This window comes from Falsiroseomonas sp. (assembly GCF_041690465.1).
Taxonomy (GTDB): Bacteria; Pseudomonadota; Alphaproteobacteria; order Acetobacterales; family Acetobacteraceae; genus Falsiroseomonas.
Window position 1 is genome coordinate 1 of the sequence record NZ_JAWLHG010000059.1, and the last position, 23988, is coordinate 23988.

General features: G+C 70.7%; 23 protein-coding genes and 3 pseudogenes. 6 read left to right on the top strand and 20 right to left on the bottom strand.

The window, feature by feature from the left end:
* Window positions 1-253, top strand: a 253-nt coding sequence (locus tag ACESM1_RS27790; protein ID WP_372624480.1) for a DUF6880 family protein, incomplete at its 5' end; no start/stop codon positions are given.
* Between the two features lie 433 nt (window positions 254-686).
* Here ACESM1_RS27790 and ACESM1_RS30380 read toward each other — a convergent pair.
* From ACESM1_RS30380 to ACESM1_RS27820, 7 genes are all read right to left on the bottom strand, one after another.
* A complete protein-coding gene (locus ACESM1_RS30380) occupies window positions 687-1247 on the bottom strand; it encodes a hypothetical protein (protein WP_408874596.1) in 561 nt (186 codons plus the stop codon).
* Complete coding sequence (locus ACESM1_RS30385; RefSeq protein ID WP_408874597.1) at window positions 1247-1558, bottom strand: hypothetical protein; 312 nt, start codon at window positions 1556-1558, stop codon at window positions 1247-1249. Before ACESM1_RS30385 ends, ACESM1_RS30380 begins: the two co-directional genes overlap by 1 nt.
* A 261-nt stretch (window positions 1559-1819) precedes the next feature.
* Window positions 1820-2809, bottom strand: coding sequence for a Bug family tripartite tricarboxylate transporter substrate binding protein (locus ACESM1_RS27800; RefSeq protein WP_372624481.1), 990 nt, complete (start codon window positions 2807-2809; stop codon window positions 1820-1822).
* A gap of 20 nt (window positions 2810-2829) precedes the next feature.
* Window positions 2830-4413 (bottom strand): hydantoinase B/oxoprolinase family protein, encoded by a 1584-nt coding sequence (locus ACESM1_RS27805; protein ID WP_372624482.1) that lies wholly within the window; start codon window positions 4411-4413, stop codon window positions 2830-2832.
* 6 nt (window positions 4414-4419) lie between these two features.
* Window positions 4420-6465, bottom strand: a complete 2046-nt coding sequence (locus tag ACESM1_RS27810) for a hydantoinase/oxoprolinase family protein (RefSeq protein ID WP_372624483.1) — start codon at window positions 6463-6465, stop codon at window positions 4420-4422.
* A 22-nt stretch (window positions 6466-6487) separates the two neighbouring features.
* Window positions 6488-7816: an NAD(P)/FAD-dependent oxidoreductase gene (locus tag ACESM1_RS27815; protein ID WP_372624484.1), complete on the bottom strand. Its 1329-nt coding sequence runs from the start codon at window positions 7814-7816 to the stop codon at window positions 6488-6490.
* 39 nt (window positions 7817-7855) lie between these two features.
* Window positions 7856-9184: an aspartate aminotransferase family protein gene (locus ACESM1_RS27820; protein ID WP_372624485.1), complete on the bottom strand. Its 1329-nt coding sequence runs from the start codon at window positions 9182-9184 to the stop codon at window positions 7856-7858.
* A 122-nt stretch (window positions 9185-9306) separates the two neighbouring features.
* On the opposite strand from ACESM1_RS27820, the gene ACESM1_RS27825 reads away from it, so the two are divergent.
* Both ACESM1_RS27825 and ACESM1_RS27830 read left to right on the top strand, forming a co-directional pair.
* On the top strand, window positions 9307-10059 hold the full coding sequence (locus ACESM1_RS27825; RefSeq protein ID WP_372624486.1) for a GntR family transcriptional regulator: 753 nt from the start codon (window positions 9307-9309) through the stop codon (window positions 10057-10059).
* Window positions 10060-10328: 269 nt separating this feature from the next.
* Window positions 10329-10658, top strand: coding sequence for a hypothetical protein (locus tag ACESM1_RS27830; protein ID WP_372624487.1), 330 nt, complete (start codon window positions 10329-10331; stop codon window positions 10656-10658).
* A gap of 86 nt (window positions 10659-10744) precedes the next feature.
* Here the strand turns inward: ACESM1_RS27830 and ACESM1_RS27835 are convergent, their stop codons facing one another.
* Window positions 10745-11233, bottom strand: a complete 489-nt coding sequence (locus tag ACESM1_RS27835; protein ID WP_372624488.1) for a CinA family protein — start codon at window positions 11231-11233, stop codon at window positions 10745-10747.
* A gap of 84 nt (window positions 11234-11317) precedes the next feature.
* Here ACESM1_RS27835 and ACESM1_RS27840 point away from each other — a divergent pair.
* Window positions 11318-11392: pseudogene (locus tag ACESM1_RS27840) on the top strand (transposase); the annotation flags it as partial.
* A complete protein-coding gene (locus tag ACESM1_RS27845) occupies window positions 11390-11788 on the top strand; it encodes a type II toxin-antitoxin system YhaV family toxin (RefSeq protein ID WP_372624500.1) in 399 nt (132 codons plus the stop codon). The pseudogene ACESM1_RS27840 and the gene ACESM1_RS27845, both read left to right, overlap by 3 nt.
* A gap of 508 nt (window positions 11789-12296) precedes the next feature.
* Here the strand turns inward: ACESM1_RS27845 and ACESM1_RS27850 are convergent.
* The 12 genes and pseudogenes from ACESM1_RS27850 to ACESM1_RS27905 all read right to left on the bottom strand — a co-directional run.
* Window positions 12297-13517: an MFS transporter gene (locus ACESM1_RS27850; RefSeq protein ID WP_372624489.1), complete on the bottom strand. Its 1221-nt coding sequence runs from the start codon at window positions 13515-13517 to the stop codon at window positions 12297-12299.
* Window positions 13518-13544: 27 nt separating this feature from the next.
* Window positions 13545-13751, bottom strand: a pseudogene (locus ACESM1_RS27855) (hypothetical protein); the annotation flags it as partial.
* The gene (locus ACESM1_RS27860) at window positions 13736-13843 is read right to left on the bottom strand and encodes a DUF2933 domain-containing protein (protein ID WP_372624490.1); all 108 of its coding nucleotides are present in this window, start codon (window positions 13841-13843) and stop codon (window positions 13736-13738) included. The pseudogene ACESM1_RS27855 and the gene ACESM1_RS27860, both read right to left, overlap by 16 nt.
* A gap of 69 nt (window positions 13844-13912) precedes the next feature.
* Entirely contained in the window at window positions 13913-14560 is a 648-nt protein-coding gene (locus tag ACESM1_RS27865; protein WP_372624491.1) for a Spy/CpxP family protein refolding chaperone, read from the bottom strand.
* Window positions 14561-14580: 20 nt separating this feature from the next.
* The gene (locus tag ACESM1_RS27870; RefSeq protein WP_372624492.1) at window positions 14581-15042 is read right to left on the bottom strand and encodes a DUF411 domain-containing protein; all 462 of its coding nucleotides are present in this window, start codon (window positions 15040-15042) and stop codon (window positions 14581-14583) included.
* On the bottom strand, window positions 15039-15437 hold the full coding sequence (locus ACESM1_RS27875) for a DUF305 domain-containing protein (protein WP_372624493.1): 399 nt from the start codon (window positions 15435-15437) through the stop codon (window positions 15039-15041). Before ACESM1_RS27875 ends, ACESM1_RS27870 begins: the two co-directional genes overlap by 4 nt.
* Window positions 15438-15594: 157 nt before the next feature.
* Entirely contained in the window at window positions 15595-16890 is a 1296-nt protein-coding gene (locus tag ACESM1_RS27880) for an ATP-binding protein (protein ID WP_372624494.1), read from the bottom strand.
* 10 nt (window positions 16891-16900) lie between these two features.
* Window positions 16901-17653 (bottom strand): response regulator transcription factor, encoded by a 753-nt coding sequence (locus ACESM1_RS27885; protein ID WP_372624495.1) that lies wholly within the window; start codon window positions 17651-17653, stop codon window positions 16901-16903.
* Entirely contained in the window at window positions 17650-18045 is a 396-nt protein-coding gene (locus ACESM1_RS27890; RefSeq protein WP_372624496.1) for a hypothetical protein, read from the bottom strand. Before ACESM1_RS27890 ends, ACESM1_RS27885 begins: the two co-directional genes overlap by 4 nt.
* 15 nt (window positions 18046-18060) lie before the next feature.
* On the bottom strand, window positions 18061-21204 hold the full coding sequence (locus ACESM1_RS27895; protein WP_372624497.1) for an efflux RND transporter permease subunit: 3144 nt from the start codon (window positions 21202-21204) through the stop codon (window positions 18061-18063).
* 16 nt (window positions 21205-21220) lie between these two features.
* Window positions 21221-22912, bottom strand: a complete 1692-nt coding sequence (locus ACESM1_RS27900) for an efflux RND transporter periplasmic adaptor subunit (protein WP_372624498.1) — start codon at window positions 22910-22912, stop codon at window positions 21221-21223.
* A gap of 131 nt (window positions 22913-23043) precedes the next feature.
* Window positions 23044-23361 (bottom strand): annotated as a pseudogene (locus tag ACESM1_RS27905) (efflux RND transporter permease subunit); the annotation flags it as partial.
* Between the two features lie 243 nt (window positions 23362-23604).
* Between ACESM1_RS27905 and ACESM1_RS27910 the strand changes: the two are divergent.
* Entirely contained in the window at window positions 23605-23892 is a 288-nt protein-coding gene (locus ACESM1_RS27910; protein ID WP_372624499.1) for a hypothetical protein, read from the top strand.
* Window positions 23893-23988: the final 96 nt, after the last annotated feature.

Consider the following 23988-nt stretch of genomic DNA (forward strand, 5'->3'; position numbering starts at 1 on the left):
CGCCACCGCCGCAGCGATCCCACTCTCTCCCACTCGGCGCCGCGCTAATCCCGGCCTAACCCCGGGCCGCACCAAGCAAACGGTTATCGGAGGTGTCCACCTCCTCGAATGCCGGTCACTCGTGGCCAGCATCCAGGACTTCGGGACACTCGAGACGCACGAGGTGTTCATCAGCCGCCTGCGCGCCAAGCACGGCCGGAAGACCGGCTTCTGGAGCCAGGTAAGCGAGGCAACCGAAGGTCGAGGCCGGTGATCCCGCTTGATCTCTCATCGGTGCCCAATTCGCGCGGCTTCGCGGTCACTGGGCCTGTCAGCTGCATGCGGTGACCCGCCGCACCGCGATCGCCTCGAACGCCGCGGCTTCCTGGGGTGACGCCACAGGACGGAGGCTGAAATCACCCTGAGCGGCACGAACCAAGCACACCGGTTCCGCGTCCTGCAGCCCCTACCGCTCAGTTCGCCCCGAAGCGGTCATCCGGTAGACGGCGGCTGGGGCCGACCCTTGCTAAGGCGTTTCAATCAGCCCGGAAACGGGACCCCGGATCGGCGCCGAACAGGCGATCGCCGGCGGGCATATAGGCATACGACGCGGCAGCCGAAACACGGCAGCCGGGGGCGTGCTGACGACGCCGTTCGCTGCCGGCGCTTAAAGAAGCGCGCGCAACCCAAGCGCCCCTCCGCCAGACCTATGACGAAGCTGCGGCACGCGTGTCGAAATGCGGCACGCCGGCGGTAATCGCGCCGCGCCAATAGGGTGGAGGCATCGCCACCGTCGCACCGAGCGCTTCCGCGGCGTGCCAAGGCCAGCGCGGGTCGTTCAGCATGGCGCGGCCGAGCGCGACCATGTCAGCCTGGCCAGACGCAACGATCGCCTCAGCGTGGTGCGGATCGCGGATCAGGCCGACAGCCATGGTGGCGAGCCCGCTCTCGCGTCGGATGCGCTCGGCCAGCGGCACCTGGTAGCCCGGACCGAGTGGGATTTGGACCGCGGCATTGCCCCCGCTCGACACATCGACGTAGTCGCAGCCAAGGCGCCGAAGCGCCTGTGCGTAGGTCACGGCCTCCTCCGGCGTGATGCCGCCTTTCGCCAAGTCGGTGCCGCTGCAGCGCACGCCGAGCGGGCGGTCCGCGGGCCAGGCCGCGCGCACCGCCTCCACGATGCGCAGGGGAAAGCGCATACGCCCCTCGATATCGCCGCCGTATCCGTCCTGCCGCCAGTTGGCGAGCGGCGAGAGGAAGGCGCTCATCAGGTAGCCATGCGCGGGGAATGCAGTTCGATCAGATCCAGGCCGAGCCGTGCGCAGCGCGCCGTCGCTTGCGCGAAGGCCACGACGATGCGGTCCATACCCGCTTCATCCAGCGCCGCCGGCACCGGCCAGCCCGACCCGAAGGCGAGCGATGAGGGCCCTACCGTCGCCCAGCCGCCTTCCCCCGGTGCCAGCGTACGGCCATGCGGGCCGCCGACCTGCCAGGGCGGGCGCGTCGCGGCCTTGCGGCCGGCATGGCCAAGCTGGATGCCGATGGGCATCGCGCTGTAGCGCCGCACGACGTCGAGCACGCGCGCCAGGGCCGCCTCCGCGGCGTCGGAATAGAGCCGAGGCAGCCCGGGCTGATGCGTCCCTCGGGCTCGACGCCCGTGGCCTCGATGATGAGAAGCCCGGCGCCGGAGAGCGCGAGATCGCCGAGATGGATTAGGTGCCAGTCCGTCGCGCAGCCATCCACCGCGCTGTCCTGGTACATCGGCGAGATCGCGATGCGGTTGGGCAGCGTGATGCCGCGCAGCGCGATCGGCTGGAAGAGAGCGGACAAGGTGGGCCGGCTACTCCAGCTTGATGTCGAAGCGCGTGATCACGCCGCGCCACATCTCGCGTTCCTCGTCGACGAAGCGCGCGAATTCCGCGGTGCTCATCGCCATCGGCTCGCCGCCCTCGCGAAGCAGGCGGTCCACGATGGCGGGGCTGCGGATGATCGCATTGACCTCGCGGTTCAGCCGCTCGATCACGGCAGCCGGTGTCCCGGTGGGCGCGAGGAAGCCGTACCAGGAATAGACGGTGACGTCGGGATAGCCGGCCTCGCGCATCGTCGGCACGTCGGGCAGGCCGGGCGTGCGCCTCTCGCCCGTCACCGCCAGGCCGCGCAGCCGGCCCTCGCGCACATGCGGGACGGAGGTGGCGACGCCGTCGAAGTAGAAATCCACTTGGCCCGCGATCGCCGCGACCAGCCCCGGCGCGCTGCCTTGGTAGTGCACGGGCACGAAGGTGATGCCTGCCGCTGCGCGCAGCAGCTCCGCCGTCAGGTGCGACGTCGCACCCGCACCCTGAGTCGCGGCATTCAGCCGGCCCGGATTGGCCTTTGCGTACTCCACCAGGTCACGCACCGTGCGGAAGGGCGAATTCGCGGGCACGTCGAGCACCATCGGCGCTCGCCCGATCATTGCGACCGGCGCGATCTGGTCCGCAGTGTATCCAGCATTGCGATTGAGCAGCGGCATGAAGGCGGTTGTAGAGACGGTGCTGACCAGCAGCGTGTAGCCATCGGCCGGCGCGCGGACCAACTGCTGCGCTGCCAGCGCCGTGCCCGCGCCGGGCCTGTTCTCCACCACGAAGGGCTGGCCGAATTTCTGCGCAAGCCCTTCGGAGACGAGCCGCGCCAGGATGTCCGTGGTGCCACCGGCGGCATAGGGCACCAGGACGCGCACCGGCCGCGTCGGATACTCCTGCGCGGATGCGAGGCCCGGCGCCAGGGCCATGGCGGCGGCGAAAAGGCCGAGGGCCCGGCGGCGCCAGGCCGGGCGGGACGACTTGGTCATGCGAGTCTCTCCTTCTGGGTTCACGTCCTGGGCGCCGTGCCGGGCCTGCCCCAGCCGCCGCCGCCGCAGGTTTCCACTTCGATCAGATCACCCTTCCGAGTATGGATCGTGTTGAGCGCGCCCAACCTGATCACTTCGTTGCCGCGCCGGATGCGGAAGGCGCTCGGCGTGCCGGGGCTTCCCCCGGCCACGCCCCAGGGCGCGCTCTCGCAGCGGTCGCCGTTGCTGCAGAAGGTTACGCCATCCGCGAGGATCTCGTACACCTTGCGGATGCCCATCCCGCCGCGGTGCAGCCCCTCGCCGCCCGATCCGGTGATGAGGCCATAGGAGCGGACGCGCGCAAAATCGAGGTCGAGCTCCATCACCTCGATCGGCGTGTTGCCGGTGTTGGACAACGGCTGCGCGACCCCGTCGCAGCCCGGCCCGTGCATCGAGGCGCCGAGCCCGCCCGAGATAACCTCGTGATAGACTTGGTAGCGCCCTGGCGTCTTGCGGCTGAAGGCGACGGAGGTCGTGGTTTCGTGCCCGCAGGCCGCGACGCGTTCCGGCACCACTTCGGCGAAGGCTGCGCGCAGCGCGCTGAAGATGCGGTAGCAGGTGGACATGCGGGAGCGCACCGGCGCGGGATAGATTGGGTCGGCGATCGAGCCCTTGCGCGTCTTCACCGTCACGGGGCGGTAGCTGCCGTCGTTCACCGGTGCGGTTTCCGACATCATGGAAACGAAGAAGGTGAAGACCGCGGAGAAGGTCGAGGCGATCGGCGAGTTCACCGGTCCTTCCACCTGGTCCGCGCAGTCGCTGAGATCGACCACGACCTCCTCGCCGGCAACGGTGACGGTGACGCGGATCGGGATGGGCGGGTCGCCGGGCTTTAGGGGGTCGCAGACATCCTCGCCGCGATAGACGCCGTCGGGCAGCCGAGCGAGGTTGGCGCGCATGTAGCGCTCGGAGTAGTCCTGCAACTCCGTCATGGCCTGGGCCACGACATCGGCGCCGAAGCGGTCCACCATCTTCTGCAGCAGTTCCCGCCCGCGCAGGCAAGCGAAGTGCTGCGCGCGGTAGTCGCCGAGTACCAGGCCCGGCGCGCGGACATTGGCGCCGAGCATCTGCTCCAGCACGCCCCCATGGAAGGCGACGTTCTCCTTCAATTTCATCGGCGGGATGATCAGGCCTTCCTGGAACAGCTCCGTAGCCGTCGCGCTGATAATCGCGCCGCCGCCCATGTCCACGTGGTGCGAGATGCTGCCGGCGAAGCCGCAGAGCCGGTCCTGGTGGAAGATCGGCAGCATCAGGATGATGTCGTGCAGGTGCTGCCCGTTCGCATAGGGGTGGTTCATCACATAGAGCTCGTCGGGCTCGGTGGCGGCGAGGTCGAACTTCTCCCTGAGATAGGCGACGGCAGAGGAAAGCGAGTTCATGTGCATCGGGATCATCACAGCCTGTGCCACCACGCGCCCGCTGGCGTCGAGCAGGCAGGTCGAGGTGTCCTTCGCTTCCCGCGCGATGGAGGAATAGGCCGAGAGCAGCATGACCGAGCCCATCTCGTTCGCGATGGACTGGAACATGCTGGTCGTGGTGCTGAAGGTAACGGGATCGAGGGGCATGGCGCGCTACTCCCTGTCGCGGTTCAGCAGCAGGTTGCCGTACCGGTCGACATCCAGCCGCCAGCCCGTCGGCACCGCCGTGGCAGAGGTCGGCTCGAAGACGATCGCGGGGCCCTGCAGCGCGGTGCCGATCGGCAGTTCCGCGCGCTCATAGGTCGCCCAGTCCTCCTCGCCGTTCAGGCGTACCTTGCGCGTCGCCGGCGCGGGCATGGTGGTGGCACCGGCGGGCTCGGGCATCACGCCCTCGCGCGGGACGCTCGCCTCCAGCCGGTAGTTCACGATCTCGACTCCCTGGCCAGGAAAGGCATAGCCGTAGCGCGCGGCATGCGCGGCGTGGAAGGCCTCCGCGATGACCGCGGGGCCGTGCGCTTCGATTGCGCCGCGAGCGACCTTCACCGTCAGCTCGAAGCCCTGGCCGGTGTAGCGGGCATCGGCGAGCAGCGTCGTCGCGACGCTGTCCGCAGGCACGCCGAAGCCCGCGAATTCCGCCCGTGCGCGTGCGGCCAGCGCATTGAAGGCCGCGAGGATCGTCGCGGCGTCCAGGGCGGCCAGCTTCCGGCCGGGATCGGCATGGGTGTAGTCCAGCCGGATCTCGGACGCCGTCAGCCCATAGGCCGAGAAGATGCCGGGGTTGGGCGGCACGATGACAGCGTCGATGTCCATCGCCTCCGCCACGCTGGCGGCGAACAGCGCGCCGCCGCCGCCATAGGGCAAGATGGCGAAGTCGCGGGGATCGCGGCCGCGCTGCACCGTGCTCTGGCGGATCGCCTGGGCGATGTTCACAACCGCGATCCGCAATACCGCGCGCGCCAGTTCCTCGGCCGACATGCCGAGTCGCGCCGCCAGAGGCTCGGCCGCGCTCCGCGAGAGCGCGGGATCGATGCGCATCGTCCCGCCGAGGAAGCGGTCGGGATCCATCAGGCCGAGGATCACCAGCGCATCGGTCAGCGTGAAGTCGGTGCCGCCGCGCGCATAGCAGGCCGGGCCGGGCTGCGCGCCGGCGCTGCGCGGCCCGACGCGAAGCATGCCGCCATCGTCGAGCCAGGCGATCGACCCGCCGCCGGCACCGATGGTGGTGATGTCCATCATGCGGACGTTGATGGGGTTGCCGTCGATCCGGTACTCTGCAAGGCCGCGCGCCGCCATCATCGCCTGGCCGTCCATCACCAGCGCGATGTCGCAGGACGTCCCGCCGATATCCATCGTCAGCAGGTTCGGCGTGCCGCAATGCCGCGCGACGAAACAGGCGCCCGCCACGCCGGCCGCGGGGCCGGAGAGGAACATGCGCACCGGCAGGTTCGCCGCCGCCTCCGCCGGCAGCACGCCGCCGTTGGACTGCATGATCATGAGATCGCGGCGATAGCCCCACTCGCGCAGCGCGTCCTGCATGCGCGTGACGTAGCGCCGCACGACCGGGCGCACATAGGCGTTGATGACGGTGGTGGAGGTGCGCTCGTACTCGCGGAACTCCGGCGCGATGTCGGAGGAGAGCGAGACATCGAGGCCCGGAAAGGCCGCCTCGATCACCGTGCGCGCCCGGCGCTCGTGCACGGGATTGCGGTAGGCATGCAGGAACGCGATGGCGACGGACGTCGCGCCATGATCGCGTACCGCGCGGCCGACCCGCGCGACGAGCGCTTCCTCGTCCAGCGCCTGCACGACCTCACCATCGGCGCCGAGCCGCTCCGGCACGCCGAGGATCGCCTCCCGCGGGACCAGTGGCGCGGGGCGCTGGTAGAACTGGTCGTAGATCCGCGTCTTCTCCTGCCGCCCGATCAGCAGGACATCCTCGAAGCCCTCGGTCGTCAGCAGCGTGAGTCGCACGCCCTTGCGCTCGATCAGGCTGTTGGTCGCGACGGTGGAGCCGTGCAGGATCTCCTGAACCTCGTCCCAGCCGACGCCGGCTTCATCGAGCAGTCGGCGCACGCCGAGCAACGCCCCCTCGCTCGGGTCCCAGGGAGTGGAGCTGACCTTCAACGTCACCGGCGCCCTGCCGTCGCGCAGCAGGATCAGGTCCGTGAAGGTGCCGCCGATCTCTATTCCAATCCTCATCGGTCGTGTCCGGTCCCCTGCCTCACGCCGCCCGCCGATCAAGCCAGTCGCGGAAGCGGTACCAGTTGCCGACCAGCGGCAGCACCCAGGGCTTGCCGGTGTAGAAGGCGCGGGTCGGGAAGTCGCGGCCGTCGAAGACCGGCGCGCGGTTGCTCTTGCCCAGGATCTTCCGTCCGACCTCGGCACCCAGCCAGGACAGGATCGCCACGCCGGATCCGTTGCAGCCCATGGCGTAGTGCAGCCCCTTCGGCGTCACGCCCATGTGGGGGAGGTAGTCGAAGGCGAAGGCCAGGTTGCCCGTCCAGGCATGCGTCACCCGCACCCCCTTGAGCTGCGGCCAGCGCGCCAGCATCATGCCGTGCAGGAGCGGCGCCGAGGTCTCGGGCGGCACCTGCGTGAAGCGCGGCCTGCCGCCGAAGATCACCCGGCGATTGTCGTGGGATAGCCGGTAGTAGCAGAGGATGCGGCAGGAATCCGCCAGCGTCCGCCCCTTCGGGATTAGGCTGCGCGCGAGATCGGGTTCAATCTCCTCGGTGGCGATGATGTGCGAGGCCACGGGGATGATGCGCCGCTTGAGGTCGGGCGTGAGATCGCCGGTGTAGCCGTTGGTGGCGATCACCACCTCATTCGCCTCGATCGCGCCGCGCGACGTCTCCACGCGCCAGCCGCCGGCGGTGCGGGTCAGCGCGCCAGCCCGCGTGTGGCCGACCAGCATCGCCCCATGGCGCCGCGCCGCGTCCATCAGGCCGCGGTGATAGAGCGCGGGATGCAGCTTGCCCGTGCGGTTCACCACCATGCCGCCGCGGTAGAAGTCCGACGCCATCTCCTCTCGCTGGCGCTCGCGCGGCAGCATGTAGGCGTCGGCCTCGCCATAGCGGTTCAGCGCGTCGAGCTTCCCGGCCATCCCCTCATAGTGCTTCGGCGCCCAGGCGCCGACGAAGCGACCGGTGCGCTCGTAGTGGCAGGCGATGTCTTCGCGCTGGATCAGCGCCTCGATGTAAGACAGCCCCTCGGAGGCGCCGCCGATGATCTCGCGCAGCCAATCCTGCTCCTCGGCCGGGCTCTGCCGCGCCTTCGATCCCGACAGGCCCTTGCCCACGCTGTTGCCGCCGGAGATGCCGCCGCCATTGCGGGTGGAGGCGCCGAAGCCGAGTTCCTCCGCCTCCAGCACCACGGCCTTGGCGCCGCCGCGGCCGAGCTCGATGGCGCAGTTGAGGCCCGTGAGGCCACCGCCGACGATCACAACATCGGCGCGCGAAGGCGGCTCCGCCTGCTCCTCATCCCCGATCTCGACCGCCTCCCACCAGAAGGGGCGGGGCTTGAAGTCGGGGTGGAAGATCGACGGGTCCATCCGGTCCTCAGCGCATCATGGAATGGGCGGGGCGACGGATCATGCCGCAATCCTTGCGTCCTGCAGCAGCGGTCCCCGCAGCGTCAGGAAATCGGCCACCGCGTTGGCGTAGCGGTCGAGTTCGGCGCCGCTGACTGGTAGGCTCAGGGCGGCCATGCCGCGGCGAGCGAGGTAGATGCCGGCCTCTAGCATGTCGAAGAAGAAGAGCTCGCGCAGCCCGTCGACGACCGGCGTGGGCGCAACCGGCCGGTCGAAGGGCCCGTCGCCGAAATGTGGGCAGAGCAGCGAGCCAAGGCCGGTGAAGACCATCGGCACGCCGGCCTTGCGGCAGAGCGCGTTCAGCCGCTCCCGCAGCGCCTCCCCGCGCGCGAAGAGCGCGTCGGCGGCGGCATCGTCAAAGACCTCGCCCATCGCGACCACGCCGCCGGCCATGGACAGCACGTTGTTGTTGAACGTGCCGGCATGCGGGATCGGCCCGCCGAAGGCGTCCATCACATCGGCCCGCCCGCCGAAGGCGCCGAAGCTCATCCCGCCCGCGACATACTTGCCGAGGGTCGTTAGGTCGGGCGCCAGGCCGAGCCGCGCCTGCTGTCCCCCCGCCGACATGCGCGACGTCATGACCTCGTCCAGGATCAGCAGCGCGCCTGCTTCCTGCGTCGCCTCGCGCAGCGCGCGCAGGAAGTCCGCATGAGCCGGGATGCAGCCGCCGGAGCCGAGCATCGGCTCCACCAGCACCGCGGCGAGATCCTTGACGTGCGCGCGGATCAGCGCGACCGCGCCGCCGGCGTCGTTGTAGTCCGCGAGCACGACGGGGTAGGGCGCCACGGCCGGGCTGGTGCCGCTCAGGGGGAAGGTCAGCACGCCGCCGTGATAGCCACCGCGGAAGGCCATGATTGCCGGGCGACCGGTGAAGGCGCGCGCCGCGGTCACCGCCATCAGGTTGGCTTCCGTGCCGCTGTTGGCGAAGCGCACGCGCTCTATCGAGGCGAAGCGGCGGCAGAGGATCTGCGCCAGCCGCACCTCCGCCTCGCCCACCGCCGCCAGATTCAGCCCGCGCGCCAGCGCCGCCTGCAACGCGGCCTGAATGCGCCGGTCGGAATGGCCGAACAGCCCCGCAGTGTATTCGCCGCAGAGGTCGAGATATTCGCGCCCATCGATATCCCAGAGCCTGCAGCCCTCGCCGCGCGCCATCGCGGTGGGGAAAGGGCCATAGGCCAGCACGCTGCGCGTGTTGCCGCCGGGCAGTACGGCGACGGCTTCCCGATGCAGTGCGGCGCTGGCGGGGCGTGCGGCGACGTAGCGGGCGCGCGCCTCGGCGACGGCGGAGGCGACATCGCTGTTGCGCTGGGCGGTTGCGGGCGCGCTCACCGGTCAGGCACCGCGGTGCACGGCGGGCGGGCGGAAGCCTGGGTCGGACCTCCTGGTCGCTTCATTGCACCCCCTCGCGTGATCGCGTATTCGTCGAAAGTGTGATCACAGCAGTGCGGCCGATGCAAGCCCGTTCATCAGAGCCCGCGTCGCTGGAGGAGCAGGCCTATCACCAGTTGCGGCAGGCTCTGGTGGAGGGTGCCTTCCCGCCGGGACAGAAGCTCTCGATCCGCCGCGTCGCTGCCGCGCTCGGCACCAGCCCGATGCCCGCGCGCACCGCGCTGCGCCGCCTGGCGGCGGAACAGGCCGTGGACTTGCTGCCCTCCGGCACGGCGATCGTGCCGCGGCTGACGCGTGCCGCCTTCACCGAGCTCTCCACAATCCGCGCGCAGCTCGAGCCGCTCGCCGCGCGAATGGCTGTGCCACGTTGCGACCGGGCAGTCGTGAAGCAGCTCTCGGCTATCCTTGCGACGGAACTTTCGGCGCGGCAGGCGGGCGATCCGGAAGCGGTGCTGCGCGCCGACCGGGAGTTCCTCTTTGCCCTATATCGCGCGGCGGCGGCGCCGATGCTGCTCGGCATGATCGAATCCACCTGGCTGCGGCGCGGGCCGATGTTTCATGACGCGCGCTGGCTGATCGTGACACGCCCGCCCGGCGTGACGCATCACGCCGCCATGCTGAAGCAGCTGCGGCGCGGCGCGGCGGAGGAAGTGGCCGCGCTGCTTCGCGCCGAGATCGAGAGCGCGACGGCCTTCCTTCTCGAACGGATGCCGTTTGCCGACGACATCGACCGTGACGGCCAGCTCAGCAGTCTGACCCTGGTATCGCCACGGCGGCCGGCACCAAGTCGGGGAGCGGCGAAGCCTCGACCATAGCGAGGGTGATCGCGCGGGAGTACACCCCACGCTCGAACTCGTATTGCGTTGGCGCAGCCGCGGGGCCCGTCTGCCAAGCAGCGCGATCCAGCGCCGCGACAGCATCGCTTCGATGGCGACAATTCGAGGCCACCAGCGCATACAAGCAAGGCCCAAGGAGGCGTGCGGAGACGCCATCAGCGCCCTCGCCGAGTATCCCTCCGCCGTGGCCCGCCAGCGCCAGAGGCCGGCTACGACGAGTTCTGGCTGCAGCGCCGGCATGGCGCGGCGTGACGCTCACGCAGGACGAGCAGCGTGCCTTCGGCGAGGCTGCTCAGGCGCTGCGCTTCGGCAATGCGGAGGGCCGGACCGAGACCCCGATCGAAGCAATTGCTCGCACTACGGCGTGTAAAGGATGCCGGCAACGATCTCTTGCGCACCTTCAACCGGGTGCGGAGAACGCCATCCGGGGCGGCCTGACCGCGTGGGGGCGCGATGCGCAGAACCGGCCGCGGCGTGTCACGTCGCGGGAGGTGACGGGCATCGATGGCGACATGCGCCTCTACCGCGCGCTCTGGGCACTGACTGAGCGCATGGCCGAGCTGAAGGGCGCGGCCTGAACTCCAAAGGGGCGGGGCTTCGGCCCCTCCCCTGCCCCCCAGATTTCCGGCCCGCCCCGTGGGCGGGCCGCCGAGGCGGATCGGCCTCACGGCGCTTCCTCAAGCGCCTCCACCAGCATCCCCAGCAACGTCATGCCGAATGCGCGCATGTTGTCGACGCGGTCGGTCTGGCCGGTCTCGATGGTGCGCGCGCGTCCGACCGGCCCGGCGACGGCGAAGACGCCATGTCCCGCGGCATGGCCGTAGCGGTTGCCGGTGGGGCCCGCCGCCCCTGCCTCGCCGAGGCCCCAAGTCGCGCCGAGGCGCTGCCGGGTCGCCTCGGCCAGCAGTGCCGCCATTTGCTCTGAGGCGGATGCCGTACGCTGCAGCAGGCTGCCGGGGACGTCGAGCAGCACCTCCCGGGCCGCGCGCGTGTAGACGACGCCGCCACCGATGAAATAGGCCGAGGCTCCCGGGACGGCGAGCAGCGCTGCCGAAACAAGACCGCCGGTCGAGCTCTCCGCGACGGCGATCGTCTCCTTGCGCGCCCTTAGCAGCGCGCCGGCTCGCTCGGCGATCGGTAGCAGGTGGTCCATGCTGCGTCCTCCGGAAGTGGCGGCGTCTCCCGCCGTCAGCTGTCGAGCGAAGGCGGCAGAAGCGCAGCTGTCCAGTGCGGCAGGTCGGTCGAACGGCTGAACAAGGAGGTGAAGCGCCGCGCCGACGTGGTCGGCATCTTTCCCACAGAGGCCGCCGTGGCTCACCCTGCAATTTTGCCAATTTTCAGTGGCGAGCTGTTCGGGATCGCCGGCGAGGTGGCCGCGGCGAAGGCGCGCGGCACGCCGGGATGGGAGGGCTCCGCCAAAGCGAAGCTCCTCGAGCGCGTCGTCGAGCTGATCGTCGGCGAGATCCCCAAGAACCCTGCTGGGCCGGAATACGAACAGGGGAACACGCTCGGCGCCGATACCAAGGGATGGCGCCGGGCCAAGTCCCTCGGGCGATTCCGCCTGTTTTTCCGTTTCGACAGCAGGCCGCAGGTCATCGTCTACGCATGGGTGAACGACGAAGGCACCTTGCGGAAGGAGGGCTCAGCCGTCAGGCAGGGCTGCTCCGCTGGTCCCTCGCCGCGGGAATGCGTGCGATCAAGCCGATGACGCTGATGGTGCGCGGTGCCTATCGCGAGCCGGCGCGCTGCTGGTTCGCCTTGGTATTCTACTGATCTGCGACGAAGGATTTTCCGCCGACCGGTGCCTCGCCGATGCCGACGTTGTGCAATATCGGCCGCGGCCCCGCTCGGCGGGTTCCAGAGGACCGGGCTGCAAACTCCCTTGGCTTCGTGGGCAAACGGAGCGAAGCGTGTTGTCGCGCCGATGCCGATCCCGGCACAGCGCTGACAGGTGGCGGCCTGCAGGGCTCGGGCTGGTAGCGCCCGGCTGGTCGGGGGCTGGACCGGAAACCCCGACGATGAAGCTCACCGACACGCAGATGCAGATCCTGGCCGCCGTGGCCGGACAGCAGGACCGCCTGGTCAGGCGGGCCCTCCAGAGTCATGGACGGGCTTGCCCACCGAACGGCCGCGGCGCGCCCTCCTGGCCGCTACCCAGGCGGTGCCTCTCGCCTGGGACGACGATGCGGGCGGCAGGGAGCGCGCGAAGGGCTCGTTCAGCATCTGTGGTGCTCCAGCTCCTCCGGTTCGGCGCGCGGCCACAGGAGGGCGCCGCCGGTCAGTCCGGCCCCGGCCAACGCCGCTAGCACCAGGAAGGTCGGGCCGAGGCCGAGCGCGGCGCCAAGGCCGCCGGCGAGCGGATAGGTCAGCAGCCAGCAGGCGTGGCTGAGGGCGAACTGCGCGGCGAACAGCGCCGGTCGGTCGCCCGCGTGCGCGGAGCGCCGCAGCAGCCGGCCGCTTGGCGTCAGCACCAGCCCGTTGCCGAGGCCGAGCAGCGCCCAGACCGGCAGCAGCGCCGGCCACGCCGGCACCAACGGGCCGAGGAGCATGCCAAGCACGAGCAGCGCAGCGCCGGCCAGCATCGCCGTCCGGTCCGTCACCCGCCGCCCCGGCAGGAGCAGGCACGGCAGAGCGAGTGCCGCCGCCATCGACCCCAGACCGTAGGCGGCGAGCGTCCAGGCCACCTCGCGATCGCCCAGGCCGAAGCCGGCCCGCACCAGCACCACGGTGTTCACGATCACCATCGCCCCCGCCGCCGCTACGGAGAGGTTCAGAGCCAGGAGCCCCCGCAGCCGCGGCGTGGCGAGGTAGATGCGCGCCCCGCGCGTCGTCCGGCCCCACGCTCCCTCCGAAGAGGTCGCGGGCTTCGGCGACGGCAGGAGGACCGAGAGCACCAGGGCGGCCGAGGCGAGGAAGCCGAGCGCATTCAGCCCGAACAGCCAGTGGAAGCCCATCACGCCCAGCAGCGCCGCGGCGATGGCAGGGCTGGCCAGCGCCTCCAGGTCGTAGGCGAGGCGCGAGAGCGAGAGCGCCTTCGTGTATTCTCCTTCGTCCGACAGGATGTCGGGTATGGTCGCCTGGAAGGTTGGCGTGAAGGCGGCCGAGCCCGACTGCAGCAGGAAAATCAGGGCGTAGATCTGCCAGACCTCAGTGATGAAAGGCAGGCACACCGCGACGGCGGCGCGCAGGATGTCGAGCGCGACCAGCAGCGTCCGGCGCGGCACCAGATGCACGAAGGCGCCCGCCACCGGCGCGATGCCGACATAGGCCACCATCTTGATCGCCAGCGCTGTCCCGAGCACCGCACCGGCCTCTGCACCGGCAAGCTCGAAGGCTAGCAGCCCGAGCGCCACGGTCGCGAGCCCGGTGCCGAGCAGCGATAGCACCTGCGCCAGGAACAGGCGCCGGTAGACGGGATCTGCGAGCGGAGAAAACACCTGCAAGCTCGCCCTAGATAAGTCCCCCTAACCGACCCGCGCAGCCCGCAGCCTGAGCGCGTTGGCGACCACGCTGACCGACGACAGCGCCATCGCCGCTGCCGCGATCACCGGCGAGAGCAGGATCCCGAAGAGCGGATACAGCACCCCCGCGGCGACCGGCACGCCGGCGGCGTTGTAGGCGAAGGCGAAGAACAGGTTCTGGCGGATGTTACGCATCACCGCCCGCGAAAGGCGAGGATCAGCAGGTAGGGCAGCGCGCCGAGCGCGTGGCCCCAATGCTCCCGCAGCACATAGAAGGCGCCGACCAGTGCGAAGCCGATCACGGCGTTTCCGGTGCGTGTCCGCCACCAGGATGGCGCGCCCTCCGTGCCGAAGGTTGCGTCCGCGCCACGTCACGGCATCCTCATACCCATCCGCATGCCGCGGAAGTGTTCGGCCATCAGCTCGTCGGCGGTGCGCCGCTGCTCCTCCGACAGCGCCTCATAGAGCGGCGTCGCGGCTGCGGCGACGGCGCGCATCGCCTCAAGATGAGCCGAGAGAAGGGCGATGCGACGCTCCATCTGCTGCGGTGCCGGGCCGGGCTCGGTGGTGCCGGCCATCGCCTGCTGCGTGGCCTGGCGAAGCCTTTCGGCCTGGGTCCGGACGGCAGCCGCGAAGGCGTTCCAGGGCTGGGCCTGGGCGTCGGTGATCCGCAGTTCTGCACGGAAATAGGCGAGCTGCCCCTCGATCCGGCGGAAGGGCTGCATTGCTGCCGCAGCCATGCGGCCCTGCATCATCTGCTGCATCATGGGCTGCATCATGCGGCCCATGTCGCCGCCCATCATCCCGCCGCCCATCATCCCGCCGCCCGGCCCAGCCATGCCGGGGGTGGGCGCGCCGCGTTGCGCCGGCGGCGGCGCCGGCTGCGGGGTGGCGGCGGGGGCTTCCGGATGGTGCGGATCAGATGCCGCGCCCGGCGGAGCCGGCGCCTGTGCGAGCGCGCTTCCGGCCAGCCCGAACGCAAGGATGCCGGCCGCCGTGAACATGCTGAGCTTCCTCATGGTCTTCTCCTTCTTCGTTGTCAGGCAGGCTGGGCACCCACAAAGCGCATGAAGGGTCCGTGCGTGCCGTCGGCGCGCCAGGCAACCACCTCGTAGGTGTCGGGCGGCTGCGCAGGGACTTCCATCCCGGGCGAGCCGGCGGGCATCGCCGGCACTGCAAGTCCGATCACGCCGGCGGGCCGCTCCGCGAGCAGGCGGCGGATCGCCAGCACGGGCACGTGACCCTCCAGACCGACGCCCGAGACCCGCGCAGCATGGCAGGAGAGCAGGTCCGGCGGCGTTGCCAGCGTTCTGCGGAACGGTGCCACCGAGGCGACGACGCGATCCTCGACGGCGAAGCCCGCTGCCCGGAGATGCGCGACCCAGCCGGGACAGCAGCCGCAGTTCGGGTCGCGCCAGACCTCAACCCGCTCGCCACGCTGCGCCAGAGCAGGCCCCGCCGCGGCCACAAGAGCGGTGGCGAGGAGGCCGCGGCGCCTCATCGCGCCGGCATCCGGGCCAGGATCGCGCGCATCTGCACGATCTCGCGCTCCTGTTCGCGGATGACGGCCTCCGCGATCGCCCGCACCTCCGGATCGGTGCCGTGTTCCAGCACGATCTGGGCCATGTCGATGGCGCCCTGATGGTGCGGGATCATGCCTGCAACGAAGTCGCGATCGGCATTCCCGGAGAAGGTGATCGCCATGTCGCGATGCATCCTCTCGTTCGCCGCCATGAAGGCTCGCGTGACCGGGCTTGCGTTGGCCGGCGTCTGCTGAGCGGCATGGCCGGCCTGCCCACCGCCCTGCATCATCGGCATCCCTTGGGGCATGGCCTGACCCTGCATCATCGGCATTCCGTGCCCGGCGCCGTGCTGCGGCTGGGCCTGGGCCAGCATCAGGCCCCCGGCACCCAGAACAGCGATGGCGGCGGTTGCAGTCAGAAGCATGCGACGCATGGAACGATCTCCGTGTCTGATACCCCATCAACATGACGGCGGCGGCGCTGCGGAGCCTCTCTGCGGCATGACAAAGTATGTCACCGCGGTGCGGCGCTCAGCCGCCCTGGCGCGGCAGGAGAAGCCTGACCAGGAGCCCACCCTCGGAGGACTCGCGGAGTTCCAGGCTGCCGTTGCTGGCCTGCGCGAAGCGCTGCGCGATCGCCAGGCCCAGGCCAACCCCCGAGCCGCTGCGGGCCGGGTCGAGCTGCACGAAGGGCGCCACCGCCCGGGCACGGTCGGCCTCCGCGATCCCGGCTCCGGCGTCCGACACCTCGACAGCGAGCATCGGCCCTTCGTCCCGGATGCGCAGCCGCACCGGGGGCCGGCCATGGCGCAGCGCATTGTCCACCAGGTTCGAGACCGCACGCTTCGCGGCGATGCGACGGAGCGGCAGCACTGCGCGTCCCGGGCCCTCATAGACCACGTCGTGCCCCTGGTCGGCGGCGTCCGACGCCAGCGTCTGCAGGATCGCCGCCAGATCGGCGGGCCGCACCGGCTCGGCGTCGCGGCCCTCGCGGATGTAGTCGAGGGTGCGCGCGATCATCGATTCCATCTCGGCGATGTCGGCCTCCAGCCGCGCGCGATCCTCGCCCTCCGGCAGGAAGCCCACGCGCAGTTGCAGGCGGGAGAGCGGCGTGCGCAGGTCGTGGCTCATCGCCGCCAGGGCTTCCGTCCGGTCCTCCAGCAATCGCGCGATGCGGTCCTGCATGGCGTTGAAGGCCGCGGCCGCGTGGCGCACCTCCTCCGGCCCCTCCATCGGCACGGGCCGAGGGCTCGGGTCGCGGCCGATGCGGTCCGCCGCCGCGGAGAGGCGCCGCAGCGGTCCGGTGATCCAGCGCACGACCAGGATCGAGACCAGCGCGATCCCGAGCGCCATCGCGACCATGGAAGGGATCGCGCCGTGGTCGAGCGCTCCCCCGCCCGCAGCGAGCCATGGCGCCGAGAAGACGATCCAGCCACCCTCGGCCGGCACCGCGCCCAGCACACGGTGTCCGGGCTCTGCCTTCGGATCCCAGCCCAGACGCGCACCGGCGCCGAGCCGCGTTGCCGCTTCGGCCAATGCATCGGGCGCCGCTGCCGCCGGCAGCGGCGCGACACGATCCCAATGGATCTCGATGCCCGGTCGCGAGATGGCGTGCGCTGCCGCGTCGCGCGCCGCCTCGGGCAGCCGCGCGACGGCTGCGCGTGCGGCCAGGATCTGGTCGGCCATGCGCTCGAGCCTGGCCCCTTGGGCGGAGCCACGCAGCGCGCGCTCATGCACCCACATGCTGCCGATGTGCAGCAGCATCAGCCCGCCCAGCAGCAGCAGCGTGATGCGTCCGGCCAGGCTGGCCGGCCAAAGGGACCTCATGCACGCGATCTCATGCGCGCGTCACATCCGCCACCAGCACATAGCCCGCGCCGCGCACGGTCTTGATTAGGGAGGGGCTGTCGTCTTCCGGCTCGATCTTGCGGCGCAGGCGGCTGACCTGCACGTCCACCGTCCGATCGAAGGGATCCGTACCGACGCGACGCTTCGCGACCTCGAGAAGCTGCTCGCGCGACAGGACGCGCTGCGGATGTTCCAGGAAGGCCATCAGCAGGTCGTACTCCGCCCCGGAGAGATCGACCGCCACACCCTCGGGCGAGGTGAGTTCCCGCCGCGCCGTATCGAGCACCCAGCCGGAGAAGGCGAGGCGCCGCGACCGCGGGTCGGGCTGCGCGCCCGCTGGGGCCGCGCGGCGCAGCAGCGCGCGGACCCGTGCGACCAGTTCGCGCGGGGCGAAGGGCTTCGCCACATAGTCGTCGGCGCCGAGCTCGAGGCCGAGCACCCGGTCCATCTCCTCCCCCCGCGCCGTCAGCATCAGGACCGGCACGCGCGAACGCTCCCGCAGGCGTCGGAGCAGGTCGAGGCCCGAGGCCCCTGGCAGCATCACGTCGAGCAGGACAAGGTCCGGCTGGCCCGCCGGACTGTCCAGAAGATCCCACATCTCGCGACCATCGCGGGCCGTGGAGACCCGCAGAGCCGCTTCCCGCAGCAGGCGCGCGACGAGGTTCCGCATCTCGCCATCATCCTCGACGATAAGGATGTGCGCCTCGGGGTCGAGCAGACGGCGTTCCGCGGTGTCGCTCATCTGGCCGCTTCGATGGGCGCGTAGCGCGCCTGGATGCGGGGCTGCCCGGGGCTGGGCACCAGCTGCACGACCACGCGCAGGCTGGGATCGGCGCGGAAATCGCCGCTGGCGACCAGCGCCGCGCCATCCGGCCGCGGCGCGAAGGTCACGGTTTGCTGCCGGCCGCCGCCGAGCACGATGGCGGTCGCGGTGGCACCGTTCGCGGAGAGCGGGCGGTCATTCGCGTCGAACAGGAAGAAGGTCAGCCGCCCGTCCTGCGCCACCAGCTCGCCGTGGTAGCCGCCGATGTCCTGCAGCTGGCCGCCATTCGGGCCGCGCGAGGGGCCATGCGCCAGCGCCAGGGAGGGCAGGCCGAGGAGTGTTGCGGAAATCAGGCTGCGCTTGGTGGGCATTGGGGTCTCCTCGGCTCAGAATGTCTCGGCGGCGAGCGCGCCGCCAGCACGGCGTTCCTCCGCCCCGGCGCGCAGGCGTTCCAGCGCCGGGCGGCCGAAGCGGTGGAACAGGATCGGCGTCACCAGCGTGTCGAGCAGCGTGGCGCTGACCAGGCCGCCCAGGATGGTGATGGCAACGGGGTGCAGAATCTCCTTGCCCGGCGCATCGGCGCCGATGGCCAGCGGGATCAGCGCGAGGCCCGCCGAGAGTGCGGTCATCAGCACCGGCGTCAGCCGCTCGGCCGAGCCGCGGAGTACCAGCGCCAGGCCCCAGCGCTCGCCCTCGTGGAGCGCCAGGTTCAGGTAATGGCTGACCTTCAGGATGCCGTTGCGGGTGGTGATGCCGGTCAGCGTCACGAAGCCCACCAGCGTGGCGACCGAGAGCGGCTGCCCCGCGATCCAGATCGCCGCGACCGCACCGATCAGCGCCAAGGGCACGTTGCCCATGATGATCACCGCCAGCATGGCCGAACGGTAGCGCGAATAGAGCACGACGAAGATCAGGCCGAGCGAGATTAGGGCGAGGACCGCGATGGTCTGCATCGCTTCCTCCTGCGCCTGGAAGGTGCCTTCCAGCGCCGTGGTGTAGCCGGTCGGCATCGGCATGCGAGCGAGCTCCGCGCGGATGCCGGCGATCACCTGGGCCATGTCGGCATCCGGCGTCGTGTTGGCGAGCACCACGATGCGCCGGCGCGCGCCCTCGCGCAGGATCTGGTTGGGCCCGTCGCCTTCCTCGACGCGCGCCAGCAGGCCGAGTGGCACGCGGCCATGCGGCGTGGGCACAAGCGCCTCGGCGAGGCGGGCCGTGGTGCGATCCTCGTCGGCGAGGCGCAGCACCACGTCGAATCGGCGCGCCCCGTCCAGGATCTGGCTCACGACCGTGCCGCCGGTGAGCGATTCCAGCGTCTCCGTCAGCGCCGCCGCCGAGACGCCGTAGAGCCCGGCGCGCTCGTGGTCCACGGCGATCCGCAGTTGCGGGATCCGCACCTGGCGCTCGAGCTGAAGGTCGGTGAGGCCCGGCACGTTCTCCGCCAGCCTTCCGCGCAGCGTCTCCGCCAGCGTGCGCAGCGTGTCGAGGTCGTCGCCGAAGATCTTGAGCGCGATCTGCGCCCGCACGCCCGACAGCATGTGGTCCAGCCGGTGGCTGATCGGCTGTCCGATATTCACCGCGGCCGGCAGGGAAGCGAGCCGCGCGCGGATATCGGCCAGCACCTCGGCACGCGGGCGACCGCCCTCGCGCAGGTCGAGGTCGAGCTCGGAGGAATGCACGCCCTCGGCATGCTCGTCGAGCTCCGCGCGGCCGGTGCGGCGGCCCACGCCCTTCACCTCGGGGACCTGCATCAGCAGGCGTTCCGCCACCCGGCCGAGCGCGTCCGATTCCGCCAGCGAGATGCCCGGCTGGTAGGTGACGTTGATGACCAGCGTGCCCTCGTTGAAGGGCGGCAGGAAGGCGCGCGGCAGGAAGGGCACGCTGGCCGCGGCGAGAACGACGCCGCCGAAGGCCACGCCGAGCACCAGCGGACGGTGCGCAAAGGCCCAGCGCAGCAACCGGTCCTGCCCCGCCTTCAGGCCCCGCACCAGCGCCCCATCGCCCGCATGCACCCGCCGCATGCCCGGCAGCAGCCAATACGACAGCACCGGCGTGACGGTCACCGCGACCAGCAGCGAGCAGAGGATCGAGACGATGTAGGCGATGCCGAGCGGCGCGAAGAGCCGGCCCTCGATCCCGGTCAGCGCGAAGAGCGGCAGGAACACCAGCACGATGATCAGCGTGGCGTAGACGATGCCGGAGCGGACCTCCGCGCTGGCGGCGACCACCACCTGCATCACCGGCTCCGGCACCGCGCGCGCGGCGTTCTCCTTGAGGCGGCGCAGGATGTTCTCCACGTCCACCACCGCATCATCGACCAGCTCCCCCACCGCGATGGCCAACCCGCCCAGCGTCATGGTGTTGATGGACAGTCCGAAGGCCGCGAAGACGATGGCCGTCAGCAGGATCGACAGCGGGATGGCCGTCAGCGAGATGAAGGTGGTGCGCGTGTTCAGCAGGAAGGCGAACAGCACGATCGCCACCACGACGAAGGCCTCGGCCAGCACCTGCTGCAGGTTGGCGATGGACTGCGCGATGAAATCCGCCTGGCGGAACTTGACGCGGTCCGCCACCACGCCGCGCGGCATGCCGGCCTGCAGCTCAGCCAGCGCCACTTCCACCGCGCGCGTCAGGCGGATCGTGTCGGCGCCGGGCTGCTTCGCGATGGCGAGGATGACCGCAGGCTGCCCGTCCACGCCCGCCTCGCCGCGCTTGAAGCGCGGGCCGTATTCGACGCGCGCCACCTGCCGGAGCGCGATGGGCTGGCCCTCGCGGAAGCCGACCGTGGCGTTGCGCAGATCCTCGAGCGAGGTGGTGCGGCCGATGTTGCGGATCAGGAACTCGCGGCCCGCCTGGTCCACATAGCCGCCGCCGGCGTTGCCGCCGAACTGGCGCAGGGCGGTGATGAGCTGTTCGTTGGTCAGGTCCAGCGCGTGCAGGCGGTCGAGGTCCGGCATCACGCGGAACTGGCGCACCTCGCCGCCGATCGGGATGACCTGGGAGATGCCGGGAATGGTCAGCAGCCGCGGACGCATGACCCAGTCGGCCAGGTCGCGCAGCTCCATCGGGCCGAGCGAGCCATCCGCGGGCGCCGTCATCGCCACCAGCATGATCTCCCCCATGATGGAGGAGACCGGCGCCATCGTCGGCAGCACGCGCGGGGGCAGCTGCGCCTGGATCTGGCCGAGCCGTTCGCTCACCTGCTGGCGCGCGCGCCAGATGTCGGCCCCCCAGTCGAACTCGACGAAAACGATCGAGAGCCCTACCGAGGAGACGGACCGTACCCGCGTGACGCCGGGCAGCCCGTTCACCGCCGTCTCGATCGGGAAGGTGACGAGCTGCTCGACCTCCTCCGGCGCGAAGCCCTCGACCTCGGTCATGAGCGTGACGGTGGGCTTGTTGAGATCGGGGAAGACATCCACCGGCATGCGCGAGAGGGTGAAAATCCCGTAGAGGCTGACCAGCAGCGCAGCGGCCAGCACGAACAGCCGGTTGCGCAGCGAGAAGCCGACGATCGCGTTGAACAGCATGGCTCAGCGATCCCTGTCAGCGGACCTGGGCGATCAGCGCCGCGCCCTGCACCACCACCCGCTGCCCCGCCTCGAGCCCCGCCGTCACCACCACGCGCGTGCCGTCGAGCGGCTGCACGCGCACCTGGCGGGGGATGAAGCGTTCGGCGGTCGCGTGCTCGAACACCACCGGCGGCCCCTCGGCGCTGCGCACCACCGCATCGGCGGGCAGCACGATGCCTTGCACGGCGCGGGCCGTGCGCAGGGTGACGAGGACCGAGATGCCGATCGGCGCATCCGGCGGCGGATCGTCCACACGGAAATTCACCGGCACCGCCTGCTGCCGCACCGTCAGTCCCCGCCCCATGAAGACGAGGTCCAGCACGCGGCCATCCGGCAGGGTGGCGTTGGCGCCGGTGATGCGCTCCAGCGCCGCGCGATCGAAGGCGAGCGCCTCCACCCAGAGGCGGCTCGGATCGACGATCTCGACGACGGTGGTCGCGCTGTCCACGAGCTGGCCGACGGCACCGCGCACGGTGGAGACGATGCCCGAGACCGGCGCGACCAGCGCCTCGCGCCCAGACAGGGCGGGCTGGATCGCGGTGCGCCGCTGCCGCGCACCGGCAAGCTCCGCCTGTGCGTCCTGGATCTCGCGCTCCGCCACGGTGCCGCGCAGGGTGGTCAGGCGGCGGACGCGCGCCTCCAGGATCGTGATCTGCGCGTCGAGTTCGGCGGCGTTCTGGATCAGGCCGCCGCGCTCGGCCGCGCTGTAGGTGGGCGTGACATAGGCGAGCACCTGCCCGCGTTCGACCCGCTGGCCGAGCGTCGGGAAGCCCGCATCGCCCGGCTCCAGCCGCCCGTTCTGGCTGGCCTGCACCCGGCCCGAGGCGTTCGGGTCCGGCACCAGCGTGCCGATCATGCGCAGCGCGGCCGAGGCCTCGCCATTCTCGGTGAGCTGGGTCCGCAGGTTCAGCAGGCGCTGCGACGGCTTCGGCACGAAGATGGCACCGTCCTGCAGGCGGCGTGGTGCCTCGCCGGTGACCAGCGCCTGCTGGGCGCCGGCGGGGCCGGCGGCGAAGAGCGCGACGAGCAGCAGCGCAGCGGCGCGCCTTGTGCCGGCCGGCAACGCCTCCACCGGACGGATGGCGGGTGCCTCCTCGACCATGGGCGGGAGGGGGCGGCGGACGGATGCCCGCCCGAGCAGGAGGCCGAGCACGAGCAGCCCGACCCCGATGCCGATCTGGACGACGCTGTCCCGCATCAGGGCCATCACTTCGACCGCCGTGCCGGACGCCGCTGCCGGCGCAGGCACATCAAGCGTCGCGGTGAGCAGATCCATGTCCTCACCCGACATGACGGTGAAGACGAGGTCGAGCCGGCCCGGCCGTTCCAGCAGCGGGTGCCGCGCCACGAAGAGGCCGATTCCCTGACGCTCGGCGGGCACCTCCTGGCCATCAAGGGTCAAGGTTACGGAACCATCGAGGGGGCTGTTGTCGGCGTAGCGGTCGAGCGTGACGGTGAGCGCACCGCCGGGCTGCAGGATGGCGACGATCTCGAACAGATCGCTGTGGGCCTCCGCCCGAGGCAGGGCAGTGGCGATGGTCTCGGGCGCGGCGCCGTGGTCATGCCCTTCATGCGCGGCGGCTGGCCGGTCGAGCAAAGACACGGCGAGCAGGACAAGAACAAGGAAGGCACGTGCGGTTAGCGGCAAGCTCAAGCCTGAAGGCATGGAACGCTCCTGGATGCGGCCTTCATGCCGGGAACTCCGCGACATCGCGCTGCGCGAATGCGACAAAATATGTCAGCAGGGATGTGCACGCCGATGGCCGCGCCGCCGGCATGCACAGCCGCAGAGCTTGCTCAGGCGGGCGCGCGCTGGACCAGCGCATCGCCCGTGGCCTTCCCCATGTGCAGGACGATCCTGCGCACGAGGACGTAGAAAACCGGCGTAAAGAGCAGGCCGAGCAGGGTCACGCCCGCCATGCCGGCGGAGACCGCGATGCCCATCGCCTGGCGCATCTCGGCCCCCGCCCCGGTCGCGATCGCGAGCGGCACGGCGCCGGCCAGGAAGGCGATGGAGGTCATCAGGATCGGTCGCAGCCTGAGCCGCCCCGCCCCGATCACCGCCGCCAGCGGGTCGAGGCCGGTCAACTCCCGCTCCCGCGCTGTGGACGCGATGCTTGGGCCGAAGCCTCACGGGGCGACCGCGGATGGCCCCTCTGGCCTACGATCACGCAGCATGGGCGCGATGGTCAAGGCTGCCGCGTCCAGCTGGCTCAATCTCGATATCCACAGCGAAGCACCCGGCCCCGGAGAGTTTCATTCCCCAGTTCCCACCGCTGCAGGCGTGTGAACTGGGGACACGACCGTCTCTGGGCGCCGGGAGATCGGCAAGGGTGGCGAGTTCCGGCGACGGCGGCGTTGTTCGAGTCGGCGATCCCCGTCGGCGAAGCCAAGGAGATGCTGAGCCGCCTCTGCGGCGTGACGCTGGACAAGACGCGCTGTCTTGTCCGCCACGACCGGCATGTCTGGGAGGTGGACGTGCATCAGGAACCGCTCGCCGGATTCGGCCTGACGGAAACCGAGCTGTCCTCGGAGGACGAGGTCTTCACTCGGCCTGACTGGCTTGGCGCGGAGGTCACCGGCGATCCGGCCTACAGCAAGCGTGAACTCGTCGCCCGGGCGCTGGCCGGGAAGAGGCGTGGCTGACGTGCGATAGCTGAGACTTGATCGGACAGTCTGTGTTGGTTCTCGAAGGATGGAGCCGGTGGGCGGGGCGCGGTCCTTGCCCTCGCGCTCGGACCG